General features: G+C 52.4%; 12 protein-coding genes. 9 read left to right on the top strand and 3 right to left on the bottom strand.

Going from position 1 to position 12180, the window contains the following annotated elements; translation table 11 throughout:
- Window positions 1-66: 66 nt before the first annotated feature.
- Window positions 67-315 (bottom strand): hypothetical protein, encoded by a 249-nt coding sequence (locus NYE26_RS07875; RefSeq protein WP_081750960.1) that lies wholly within the window; start codon window positions 313-315, stop codon window positions 67-69.
- 268 nt (window positions 316-583) lie between these two features.
- Here NYE26_RS07875 and NYE26_RS07880 point away from each other — a divergent pair, with 268 nt between their 5' ends.
- The gene (locus NYE26_RS07880) at window positions 584-1429 is read left to right on the top strand and encodes a PRD domain-containing protein (RefSeq protein WP_339255041.1); all 846 of its coding nucleotides are present in this window, start codon (window positions 584-586) and stop codon (window positions 1427-1429) included.
- A gap of 236 nt (window positions 1430-1665) precedes the next feature.
- Window positions 1666-3528 carry a beta-glucoside-specific PTS transporter subunit IIABC gene (locus tag NYE26_RS07885; RefSeq protein WP_036721449.1) on the top strand — a complete coding sequence of 621 codons (1863 nt, stop codon included), beginning with the start codon at window positions 1666-1668 and terminating at the stop codon, window positions 3526-3528.
- A 113-nt stretch (window positions 3529-3641) separates the two neighbouring features.
- Here NYE26_RS07885 and NYE26_RS07890 read toward each other — a convergent pair whose 3' ends face one another.
- Both NYE26_RS07890 and moaD read right to left on the bottom strand, forming a co-directional pair.
- On the bottom strand, window positions 3642-4682 hold the full coding sequence (locus NYE26_RS07890) for an HD-GYP domain-containing protein (RefSeq protein WP_036721450.1): 1041 nt from the start codon (window positions 4680-4682) through the stop codon (window positions 3642-3644).
- A 159-nt stretch (window positions 4683-4841) separates the two neighbouring features.
- Window positions 4842-5090: a molybdopterin converting factor subunit 1 gene (moaD, locus tag NYE26_RS07895; protein WP_036721451.1), complete on the bottom strand. Its 249-nt coding sequence runs from the start codon at window positions 5088-5090 to the stop codon at window positions 4842-4844.
- A 152-nt stretch (window positions 5091-5242) separates the two neighbouring features.
- Between moaD and NYE26_RS07900 the strand changes: the two genes are divergently transcribed.
- The 7 genes from NYE26_RS07900 to NYE26_RS07930 all read left to right on the top strand — a co-directional run bounded on the left by NYE26_RS07900 (window position 5243) and on the right by NYE26_RS07930 (window position 12135).
- On the top strand, window positions 5243-6682 hold the full coding sequence (locus NYE26_RS07900) for a bifunctional UDP-sugar hydrolase/5'-nucleotidase (RefSeq protein WP_339255042.1): 1440 nt from the start codon (window positions 5243-5245) through the stop codon (window positions 6680-6682).
- A 75-nt stretch (window positions 6683-6757) separates the two neighbouring features.
- Complete coding sequence (locus NYE26_RS07905; RefSeq protein WP_209872766.1) at window positions 6758-7579, top strand: undecaprenyl-diphosphate phosphatase; 822 nt, start codon at window positions 6758-6760, stop codon at window positions 7577-7579.
- Between the two features lie 59 nt (window positions 7580-7638).
- The gene (locus tag NYE26_RS07910; protein ID WP_036721458.1) at window positions 7639-8745 is read left to right on the top strand and encodes an HD-GYP domain-containing protein; all 1107 of its coding nucleotides are present in this window, start codon (window positions 7639-7641) and stop codon (window positions 8743-8745) included.
- Between the two features lie 169 nt (window positions 8746-8914).
- Complete coding sequence (gene yfkAB, locus NYE26_RS07915; protein ID WP_339255043.1) at window positions 8915-10054, top strand: radical SAM/CxCxxxxC motif protein YfkAB; 1140 nt, start codon at window positions 8915-8917, stop codon at window positions 10052-10054.
- A gap of 12 nt (window positions 10055-10066) precedes the next feature.
- On the top strand, window positions 10067-11431 hold the full coding sequence (locus tag NYE26_RS07920; RefSeq protein WP_143803712.1) for a hemolysin family protein: 1365 nt from the start codon (window positions 10067-10069) through the stop codon (window positions 11429-11431).
- Between the two features lie 218 nt (window positions 11432-11649).
- Complete coding sequence (locus tag NYE26_RS07925) at window positions 11650-11865, top strand: spore coat associated protein CotJA (RefSeq protein WP_036692819.1); 216 nt, start codon at window positions 11650-11652, stop codon at window positions 11863-11865.
- Between the two features lie 3 nt (window positions 11866-11868).
- Complete coding sequence (locus tag NYE26_RS07930) at window positions 11869-12135, top strand: spore coat protein CotJB (protein WP_036721463.1); 267 nt, start codon at window positions 11869-11871, stop codon at window positions 12133-12135.
- The last annotated feature ends 45 nt before the right edge of the window (window positions 12136-12180 follow it).

Below are 12180 nucleotides of genomic sequence, written 5' to 3' on the forward strand. Positions count from 1 at the left end.
GTGGGGGAGGGGCTGCTGTTTTTTTTGCGTCTGGAATGATAAGGGGAAGCGTAGAGTTCCTTTCCGTTAAGGCCGTTTTCCCGGCTTCCCGCTTACCCGGACCTCCAGCAGCTGCGCACTGATCTCCTGCTGCCACCCAGTATCTTGAGTATCCGCTGCCAGCAGGGCTTCGATATGGAGGCGGGCCATTTCCCAGCAGTAGACGGTGTTAACATGCAGGCAGTGCTGAAGCTCGTCTTGCTCCGCCGGAGCCAGTGGACGCTTCAGACTCAGGGTGTATAGCTCGGCAAGGCGCTGGTGAACCGCAAGCATCATATCTCCTCCCTTGTATTATTGTCTGCTATTAGCGTGACCCTGGAGATACGGTTTCAAACCGGAATGAAGGCAAATATAAATATTCAGATCTTTAGAATAAAAAAAGTTCTTGAAATCGCTTTTATTTATGCTACAATAGCAGTAATACAGGATTGTGACCGGTAACGCGGGCAATGCCTAAGCTGATGCGAGTATCATTTTTATGAATGATATTGGGATCAACTTAGGCTTTTTTTGTACAAACTATGCGTCAGGAGGTGAAATAGAGATGATTATCGAGAAGGTGCTGAACAATAATGTGCTCCTGACCAAGAACCAGAAGGGCAAGGAGGTTATTGTGATGGGCAGAGGGATTTCCTTCAATAAGGTGGCGGGGGATTATGTTGATCCTGCCAAGGTGGATAAGATTTTTCTGCTGAACGAGAATGAATTCACTGCCCGGCTGACTGAACTGCTGAATGATATTCCGGTGGCTCACCTGGAGCTGGCCAGCAGCATCGTCACCTACGCGAGTGGAGTGCTGCACACAGAGCTGAACGATAATCTCTATCTGACGCTGACGGATCATATTCATTTCGCGCTGGAGCGTTTTGAGAAGGGGATTCAGCTGAAGAATGCGATGCTGTTTGAGATCAAGCGCTTTTACCGGAAGGAATTCGGGATCGGGCTGGATGCCCTGAAGATGATTGAACAGACCACCGGCCTCTCGCTGGGTGAGGATGAAGCCGGCTTCATTGCCCTTCACCTGGTTAACGCCAGAATGGATGGCACGGAGGTAAGATCGACGATCAAGATGACGGAGATCGTTCAGAATATCCTGAACATCGTTACCTATCATTATAAGGTTGTGCTGGACGAGACCTCGCTTAACTATTCGCGGTTCCTGACCCATCTGCAGTATTTTTCCATGCGGGTGCTGAAGAAGGAGACCAATAACAGCGGGGAAGAGTTCCTGTACAATCAGGTGAGGCTAACCTATGTCAAGGCTTTCGAATGCGTAGGCAAGATTAATGAATATCTGGAGAAATCCCATGGCCAGAGCCTCAGCAAGGATGAATATGTCTATTTGACGATTCACATTCAGCGTGTAACTGAACGCAATAACCTGGAGTAACACGTAACATACGTAAGACTACAATATTTATTTCATATATTTTCATATCATCTGTCAGGGTGTAACTGGTCATGCAGGCAAAACCTGAGCTGATGGCAAAATAGCGTGTGTGTTCTACGCCTTTTTTGCCTTGAGTTCAGGTTTTTCTTGTTTGCAGAGGGGAAAGATAGAAGGGCTGGCACAACTCGCCTCTGCAGCGATGCTTATATTACAGATCTCAAAAGGAGCAAACCCAAATGAGCAATAAAGACTTATCCAAACAAATTATCACACTCGTTGGCGGAGAAGGGAATGTGAATTCCGTCTTCCATTGTGCCACACGCTTAAGATTCAAGCTGAAGGATAACAGCAAAGCCAATAAAGCAGCGCTCGAGAAGACTCCTGGAGTCATTACAGTGGTTGAGAACAGCGGGCAATTCCAGGTGGTCATCGGCAACAATGTCAGCCAGGTATTCGAGCAGATTATGAAGGAAACCTCGCTTCAGGATGCGGAGAAAAGCGGCAGTGACGAAAGCTCGGAAAGCACCGGAGTTCTGGGTAAAGCGGTGGACATCATTTCGAGTATTTTCTCGCCGATACTGGGTGCACTGGCCGGGGCAGGGATTCTCAAGGGCTTGCTGGCCCTGATTCTGTCACTGGAGTGGATTAGTGCTGCCAGCGGCACTTATATGATCCTCAATGCGGCTGCCGACAGCGTGTTCTATTTCCTGCCTGTCTTCCTGGCGGTTACGGCAGCGCGCAAATTCAAGGCGAATCAATTCGTGTCCATTGCCATAGCCGGAGCCTTGATCTATCCCGCAGTCATTGCGGCTGTAGGCTCACCTGACCCGCTGCACTTCCTGGGGATCAAGATCGTACTGATCAATTATTCCTCCAGCGTGATCCCGATTATTCTGGCGGTATGGGTGCAGTCGTATGTGGAACGCTGGTTCCGTTCCTTCATTCATGAGTCCGTGCGGAATATTCTTGTTCCCATGTTCGCACTGCTCATTGTTATTCCGCTTACGTTCCTGGCCTTCGGACCTGTAGGTTCAATGATCAGTGAGGGACTCGCTTCCGGTTATACTTGGCTCTACAATCTAAGTCCGCTTGTGGCCGGAGCCATAGCTGGGGCGTTCTGGCAGGTGTTCGTAATCTTCGGTGTACACTGGGGCTTCGTACCGATCATGCTCAGCAATATTGCTACACTGGGACAGGATACCATGCTGCCTATTCTCAGTGCGGCCGTTCTGTCGCAGGCCGGGGCTGTATTCGGTGTATTCCTGAAATCGCGGAACCCGCAGCTTAAGGCACTCGCCGGTTCTTCTACACTATCTGCGGTCTTCGGGATTACTGAACCAACCATTTATGGAGTTACCCTGAAGCTCAAAAAACCGTTCATCTATGCGTGTATCTCCGGCGCTATCGGCGGTGCAATTATTGCAACAGGCGGCGCAAGAGCATTATCCTTCTCACTGCCGGGTCTGCTGGCTCTGCCGACCTATTTCGGTACCGGATTTGTCTGGGTAGTCATTGGTATACTGGTAGCATTTGTACTGGCCGCTGTACTGGTGCTGGTGTTTGGCTACAAGGAGCCTGAGACAGATGCTGCGGCATCGGTTAACTTAAGTGCAACCTCGGGTACGACTACACCGACGCTGATTGATAAAGAACTGATTGTAAGCCCGCTGGCAGGAACGCTGCAACCGCTTGACACCCTGCCTGACGAAGCTTTTGCTTCCGGCGCCATGGGCAAGGGCATTGTAATCGAGCCTTCTTCCGGCATCTTAACCAGCCCTGTGAACGGAACGGTAACTACTGTATTCCCGACAGGACATGCCATCGGCATCACTTCGGAGGGCGGTGCGGAGCTGCTGATTCATGTCGGTGTCAATACCGTGAAGCTTAAGGGTCAGCATTTTACCAAAAAAGTGCAGGAAGGCGACAAGGTAGTCAAGGGTCAGCTATTGCTTGAATTTGACCTTGAAGCCATCCGTGCAGCCGGATTTGTAACCGCCACGCCTGTGATTGTCACCAACTCGGCACAATACCTTGATGTGCTTAAGAGCACAGGGACAGAAGTGCCTAGCGGTGAGCTGCTGCTTACACTTATCCGATAAAAGGATAGCCTCCCCCGGCCGGGGGAGGCTTCTGTTGGTATTCAACTTCAAGCAGCACTTCTGCGGTAACGCAGGAGGGGCTGCTTGATTTATTTTGCGTAGAGGAAATCTCTCTACTCCATATAAATCTCAACGACGGCAATTTTGCGTTCGCGGGACAGGTCAAGGAACTTGCCTTCGCTCTGTACAAGCGGACGGAAGACATCCAGCGGGTTGTTCATCACGATAACACCCATATCACCGGTGCTCAGCAGAACGCGCTTGCCGATGAAGTTAGGCATCAGGTGATTGATGAAGGCCTGGACCGGTTTGCCGTTCAGCTTCCCGAAGCTGAGGGAGTTGATCTCACGCAGAACGGAAATCAGCTCCTGCTTGGACTGATAGACCCGGTGAGTGGTCATGGCACTGTAAATATCCGCAACGGCTGCGATCTGGGCGTAAGGATGAATATCTGTCTTGGTCAGCTGCTTGGGATAGCCGGAGCCGTCCTCGCGTTCATGATGCTGCAGGGCAACCAGAGCAGTGAAAGGATCGTTCATGGAGTTCTGTATGATTTCGTACCCGTAAATCGTATGTAATTTGATCTCTTCGTATTCATCAGGGGTTAACTTACCAGGCTTATTCAGAATTGCGGGGGAGATGCGGCATTTGCCGATATCAATCAGGTATCCCGCACGCCCGATCTCGTAGCACTCTGTCTTGGAATATCCGAGCCACGAGGCAAGATAATACGAGAGCATGCCTACCTGCAGGGAATGATTGTAGGTATAGTTATCTTCCCGGTCCAGCAGCAGCAGGAGTGTCACTACGTCCTTATGTTTGTCCAGCGTGGACAAGGTCGGCTGCAGAATATCATCCACTACGGACTGATTGAAGCTGCCTTTGCTGAGCGCTTCCATATATAGAGATTCAAAACCGTCAATCGTGGTATCGAAGCTGCTGGCTGCGGCCTGAATGATTGATGTCCGGCTGGAAGGGGCGGGCTCTTCCTGTACCGTTTCAATGTCTACATAATCCACGCCGTGCTGTATCAGCTTGGCGATTTCCTCCATTTGCAGCCGTGATCCCTTAGGGAGTACATGCAGCCCGCGGGAGCTGAAGGTATCCATCCGCAGATGATCACCCGGTTTAAGATCCATCACGTGTACTCTCAATGACTAGGCCACCTTACTATAGCAATTTTTTACAGCATAGCAACAAAGTCCGCAATATTCAATGGTGTAAGAGTACTGATTGTAGCTTGCAGATTGTGCAACCCGCTGGTCCTACCCTGTTGTGTATCTATGCAGATTCGCGGAAGGGGAACGGTCCGGTTAACCGCCGGATACGGGCGGAATGAAGGCCACCTCTGAACCTTCGGTAATATCCGTATCATCAGGCGCATATTCCTGATCAACGGCTACAAGAGACACGCTGATCTGCGGCGCGGCATCGGGATAGGAGGCGGAGAGGAGTTCCTTCAGCCTGCCTGCTGTCAAAGGGGACTCCTGGGCGTGGAAGACCAGAGTGGAGGAGCCGATGATTTCGGCCAGACCGGCGAACAGCCGGATGGAGATATGCATGCTTTCTTCACCCTTTCTGGACTTAGCTTAGGACAGCTTATAATGATTACAATATACCATATTGGGTCTGAAAATGTTATGCTAACTCTAGAACTGAACAAGCCTGCCGCTTACTTTATAAACGGCTGTACAAGTGGGAGGGAAGCCAGCTTATGAAGCCTGGGCCGCAAAGATTAACCATTATTCATACCAATGATATACATAGCCACTTTGAAATGATGAGTCCGCTTGCGGCAGTGATATCCGCAATGAAGGCAGCGGCAGGCGAGGATCCGGTGCTGCTGCTTGATATCGGCGATCATATGGACCGCGCTGCTGTAGAGACGGAAGGCACGATGGGACAGGCCAACATAGACATTATGAATCTGACCGGATACGATGCAGTCACCATCGGCAATAACGAAGGCCTCACCTTCTCCAAGGAGATGCTCTCAGCCATATTTACAGGTATCCAGTGTCCTGTGGTATGCTGCAATTTCCTGGAGTCCGCTACCGGTGAGCCGCCGCACTGGATGCAGCGCCGCGCGGTTCTGGAGAAGGACGGCATCAAGATTGGACTGACCGGTGCTACGGCGGCGTTCACCTCCTTCTATTCCCTGCTCGGCTGGGATGTGCTGGACCCGGAAGAGGCGCTGCGCGAGCAGGTTCAGCTGCTTGCCCCGCAGGTGGATATCGTGATCATTCTGTCTCATCTGGGGTTACCCGCAGACCAGAGGCTGGCAGAGAACCTGGAGGGCGTGCATGCCATTCTGGGCGGGCACACCCACCATATGCTGGAGCAGCCGCAGATGATTAACGGGACAGCCGTATGCGGAGCCGGCAAATTCGGCCGGTACGCCGGACGGGTGGTCTTCGAGCGGGAACAGCCGGACGGAGCGTTTCACCTGGCCGAAGGAGGCTGCACGGAAGTTGATCCTGCCTTGACGGAGGAGCTGATCGCTCCGGCGGCAGCGATCCATCTGCTGCGCGGGCGTGAGGCCCTGGAGGAGACGGTTGCCATCAGCGACCGCATGCTGCCGCTGGATCTGCAGGGGGAGTCTCCGTTTGGCAACCTGCTGGCACAGGCGGTCCGCCAGTTCACAGGCAGTCCCATCTCGCTCGTGAATACAGGCCAGCTGCTTGGCCCGCTGCCGGAAGGGAATATCACCACAGGCATGCTGCATGCCTTATGTCCTTCTCCGATTAATCCTTGTATTGTACAGCTGACAGGCAAGGATATCCGCACCGCACTTGAACAAAGTCTGATGGCAGAGTTCCGGAATAAAGTCATCTACGGATATGGCTTCCGCGGAGAGGTGCTGGGCACCCTGGCCGTGGACGGATTAAAAATCTTGTACGATCCAAGGGTCATGCCTTATGATAACGGTATTGCGATTTTTGCCGGCGGGGAGCAGCTGGAGGATACCAAGGTATATAGTGTCGGCACGCTGGATATGTTTACGTTCCGTACAGGCTACGAGAGTATAGCCAATGGCCGGGAGGCGGTATATTTGCTGCCTCATTTCCTCCGCGATCTGCTGCGGATGGAGCTTCAGCGGCCGGTGAGTCTGGATGAGTGTGAAGCGGTTCGCTGGGAGAGGCAATCCACCTGATGATCCACACCATGTTTTATTAAATTGATAGTTAACACAGTACCAGGTTTCATTGACTAGATCAGGAGGAGTAATATGGATACAATTACAGCCATTATTCTGGCAATTGTGGAAGGAATCACGGAGTTCATTCCGGTTTCTTCGACGGGACACATGATTCTAACGACTAAGCTTCTGGGATTTAACGAGCAGGATTCGATTATGAAGACGTATGAAATTGTGATTCAACTGGGGGCTATACTGGCGATTGCGCTGGTCTACCGCCAGCGGATTGTGGATCTGCTCGGATTCGGCCGCAGAGACAGAGGGGGCGTAATGCCGGCAGCCCGTCTGAACCTGATTCATGTGCTGCTGGGCATTGTGCCTGCGCTTGCTGTAGCTTTTTTTGCCCGGGACTTCATTAAAAGCCTCTTCGGGGCATCCACCGTCCTCTGGGCGCTGGTCGCAGGCGGTATTCTGATGATCATTGCCGAATGGGTCAACAAACGCAAGATCCGCGTGACGGCGCATGATCTGGATGATCTGTCCTACGGGCAGGCACTCTCGATCGGACTGTTCCAGATTATTTCCGTCCTCTGGCCTGGCTTCTCCCGTTCCGGCTCGACCATTTCCGGGGGGATGCTGAGCGGAGTGAGCTACAAGGCCTCGGCCGACTTCTCCTTCCTCATCGCGATTCCGATTATGTGCGCGGCCTCGGGGTATGAGCTGCTGGATTCCTACAAGAATTTCACGAGTGAGACGATCGGGTATTTTGTCATCGGCTTCATTATTTCCTTCATCGTGGCTTATGTGGTGGTAGTTCTGTTCATGAGAATGATCCAGAAGATCAGACCGACGCATTTTGCCATCTACCGCTTTATCCTTGCAGCCGCCTTCTGGCTGTTTATTATGCGTTGATTCTCAGCTTGGCATCACAGAAAAGCAATTTTACCGTTTAAAGGCAGGAGTGAGCCAAGGTGCGTCTAGTATCCGTCAATCGGCTTCAGGCCGGAATGAAGCTGGGTAAAAAAATATATAATGATGAAGGGCTGGTTCTGCTTGCGGACGGAGTGGAGCTTACCGATTCCCTGATCAAGCGGCTCGCCAGAATCGATATCGGCTATATCTATATTGAGGATTCGCTCACGGAGGATATTGTGATCCCCGGAATGCTGCAGGACGAGACGCGCAATCAGGCGCTCAAGGTCATCCGGAACCAGTTCCAGCAGATGTCCGGCGCCTCGGGAATTACCAAGGGCTTTTATCATCTGGATAAGAAGTTCTCCAAGGTGATGGATTCCATCCTTGATGACATGTCCCTGCAGGAGGACCCGATGATCATGCTGCTTGACATGCACACCGCTGATAACTACCTGTATGTCCATTCCCTGAACGTATGCCTGTATACGCTGGTGCTGGGGATTGCCCACGGCTACAGCAAAGAAGAGCTGCGGGTCATTGGGCTTGGTGCGCTGCTGCATGATATCGGCAAGACGCAGATTCCTGTCAAAATTGTTCAGAAGCCCGGTATGCTCAGCGAGGAGGAATTCCGCCATATGCAGGCGCATACCGAGATCGGATACCGCATTCTCAAGGAAGAGCCGAATATTCCTCTGCTGGCGGCCCACTGTGCCCTGCAGCATCATGAACGGATTGACGGCTCCGGCTATCCGCGCGGCCTGACGGGTCCGCAGATCCATGAATATGCGAAATGGCTGGGGGTCGCCGATTCCTATGATGCGATGACCTCCAACCGGATTTACAAAAAAGCCATGCTGCCCCATCAGGCGGTAGAAGCGCTGTATGTCGGCTCAGGAACTTTGTATGAGCAGAAGCAACTGGAGTTATTCAGAGACCGCGTGGCCATCTATCCGCTGGGACTTACGGTGAAACTCAGCTCCGGCGAGAGTGGCGTGGTGGTCAAGATTGACCCCAGCACACCACATCGGCCTGTTGTCCGGGTGCTGAATGGACCCGAAGGCGAAACGGTTACCCCCTATGAGCGTGATCTCAGCAAAGCCCTCTCTGTAGTCATTGTGGATGTGACAGACGGGGGAGAACCTGTAGTGAAAAGTACCGGATAGGTGTTCTGCGCAGCGAGGAGAGAATAGGGTATCTGCAGGAATTGCGGAGCTGTATTCTCCGCCTTGCTGTTTTTTTGAGTAGTCGTGGTATGATATAGCTTAAGTTATCGTTCTTTTTCTTTTGTTTTGGGTTAATAATAAGGAATAAGCATTAAAGGAGCATTAAGAAATGAGTATATTAGAGCCATCATCTATAATCCCTGTAAAAGAGCTGTCGCCGGAGTACGATCCATGGGATCCGATTACTTCACTCCGCGAATACGGGCAGCATGTGCTGACCAGTGTAGAGATGACGGTCACGAATCTATGCAATATGCGCTGCGAGCATTGCGCCGTCGGCGACAGTCTTACGATGAAAGAGGGAGAGCTGCTGCCTTTAACCAAGATGCTGAAGCGTCTGGACGAGGTAGAGCACCTGCAGACTATCAGCATTACGGGCGGGGAGCCGATGTTCCGTGCCGGGACGGTGGAGAATACCATCGTACCGCTGCTGAAATATGCGCGGGAGCGGGGCATCCGTTCGCAGATCAACTCCAATCTGACCATGCCGTATTCCCGTTATGAACAGTTGCTCCCTTACCTGGATGTCATGCATATCTCGTTCAATTATGTGAACGGCGATGACTTCCACGAGGTGGGCTTCGCGAACAGCGGGCACCCGGTCTCGAAGGAGGCCGCCTACCGGCTGTATGATACGATGCTGGAGAATTCCCGCCGGCTGAGCAGCGACGGAATGCTGATCTCTGCCGAGTCGATGATCAACTATCGTACACACACCAAGCTTCCCGAGATTCACCGGCTGATCGGGGACATGGGGGCTAGACGGCATGAGGTACACCCGATGTACGCATCCAGCTTCGCCTCGAAGCTGCCTGTGCTGTCGCTCCGGGAGATGAATACTGCTATTCATTCCCTCCTTGACCATCGTGACCCGGAGATGTGGATGCTGTTCGGCACGCTGCCGTTCTTCGCCTGCAGCTTCCTGGAGGAAGACCAGCAGCTACTGAGCAGACTGCGCAGCGAGAAGAATGTAACGCTGCGCAATGATCCGGACGGAAGAAACCGGGTCAATGTCAACCTGTTCACGGGCGATGTCTTTGTAACAGACTTCGCCGACATATCCGCCTTTGGCAATATCAGCGACTCGAAGCTGGATGACATTTTCACGGAGTGGCAGACTAAGCATCCCTTGAATCAGCAAGTGAATTGTTACTGTGATGCGGCAGGCTGCTGCGGGCCTAACCTGCTCGTGGCCGATATGTATTATCCCGGGGTCGATTTCAAAACCAGAAAAGCGATCACCTTGTAGAAATGGGGCGTTATTATAGTGCATACGGAATTTGAAATAGGAAGATTAGTGCTTAATCTTTTGCTCGTTCTGGTGCTCGTATTATTAAATGGTGTATTTGTTGCGGCGGAATTCTCGCTGGTTAAGGTCAGACAGTCCCGTCTGACCCAGCTGGTCAGCGAAGGGAACAAAATGGCGGGATATGCGCTTAAGGTCAACAAGCGGCTGGATTCGTATCTGTCGGCCACCCAGTTCGGGATCACACTCGCTTCCCTTGGACTCGGCTGGGTCGGGGAACCGGCGATCTCGGAGCTGCTGGTGGAGCCCCTGATGTACCAGATCGGTGTTACTGACCAGACGCTAATCTCAACGGTATCTGTGATTATCGGCTTCTCGATTATTACCTTTTTACATATTGTGCTGGGAGAACTGGCACCGAAATCTCTGGCTATTCAAAAAACGGAAGGGTCAGCACTGTTGTTGTCCGCTCCGCTGATGTTCTTCTATAATCTGTTTCTGCCCTTCATCTGGGTGCTGAATGCGTCAGCGAACGCTCTGCTGAGATTGTTCGGCGTGGAGCCGGCCAGTGAAGCCGAGGCTGCCCATTCGGAGGAGGAAATCCGCATTCTGATGAATCAGAGCGCGAAGAGCGGGGTGATCGATCAGGATGAGATGAAGCTGATGGATAACATCTTCGAATTCTCGGACCTGCTGGCCCGTGAGGTGATGCTGCCGCGTACCGATATGGATGTACTGTACAGCAATCTTCCGCTAGAGGAGAACATGCGGATCATTACGGAAACGAAGCATTCGCGTTATCCGGTGGCCTTCGAGGACAAGGACCGGATTATCGGCTTCATCCATATTACGGATCTGCTGTTCGCCCCGCCGGAGCAGCAGAATGATCTGGCTTCCCTGGTCCGGCCGATTCTGAACGTGCCGGAATCGATGGAGATCAGCCATGCGCTGCGGCTGATGCAGAAGAACAAGGCCCAGCTGACGCTGGTCGTTGACGAGTACGGCGGAACGGCGGGGCTGCTGACCGCTGAAGAGATTCTGGAGGAGATCGTCGGCGATCTGCATGACGAGTTCGAGGATGAACGCCCCAGCGTAGAGCGTAACGGCGATTACATCTCCGTAGAGGGCCGGATGCTGATTGAAGACGTCAACGATCTCACAGGCGTCGTGATTGAGGATGACGAGGTGGATTCCATCGGCGGCTGGCTGTTCAAGGAGCTGGAGGGCAATCCGTCCAAGGGCAAGAAAGTTGTGGTAGGCGACGTCACCTTCGAGGTGGAGGAATCCACCCGGCTGCGGATCACCCGGATCAACATCCACCGCGAGCCGCCGCCAGAGTCCGAAGAGGATGCGGAAGCCGTGGAAGAGGAGAAGGAGTAAGCAGAAGTGTAACTCGTATTTTTAAATAGAGCAGGGTACTTCAGAAGCCGGTTTGCAGGGCTTTTGGGGTCCCTGTTTTTTTGTTGCTTAGGGCGATTTTATTGGGCAGTTGTTCTTTTCCACCCTTGGACTGTCATAAGTTAGTTACGAAGGTAACGATCAGAGATCTGGACATCCATCAGGCAATGCCGTCAAAACCTTACGAGGAGGAATGATCATTGAACTCCCAGGATCGCGTATGGACACCGTATAGGGGACCGTTTGATCCTTGTCCGCCGGTGCCGTTCAAGACGTATGTTGTGCCGCCGAATCAATTCGTCACGTTTCAGCCCCCGAATCTGCCGCAGTTCTCCCTGCCGGAGGCGCTCAAGCATGGAACGTTATGGCCATCGCTATACAGCCCTTATGAATCCAAGTTCAAAGGAGGGAAGTAGGCTATGGAAGCTAATCCTTGCGAGCCCCGTTATTACGAGATGCTGGAGCAGCTGCAGGTACTTGATTTTGCACTCGTAGAGCTGAATCTGTACCTGGACACTCATCCGCAGGATGTGAAGGCGATTGAGCAGTTCAATCAGCTGACGTATGAGCGCACCAAGCTGGCGAACCAGTTCCAGGAGCTATACGGACCGCTGCAGAATTTCGGCCGCGCCTATTCCAAGGCTCCATGGCAATGGAGCGAGAGTCCCTGGCCTTGGCAAGTCTAAGGCATGAAGCCGGGAATGAAATAGCCTTAAGGAGGGGGAAGTTCA

It is taken from the genome of Paenibacillus sp. FSL P2-0136 (genome assembly GCF_037975325.1).
Classification (GTDB): domain Bacteria; phylum Bacillota; class Bacilli; order Paenibacillales; family Paenibacillaceae; genus Paenibacillus_AQ; species Paenibacillus_AQ silagei.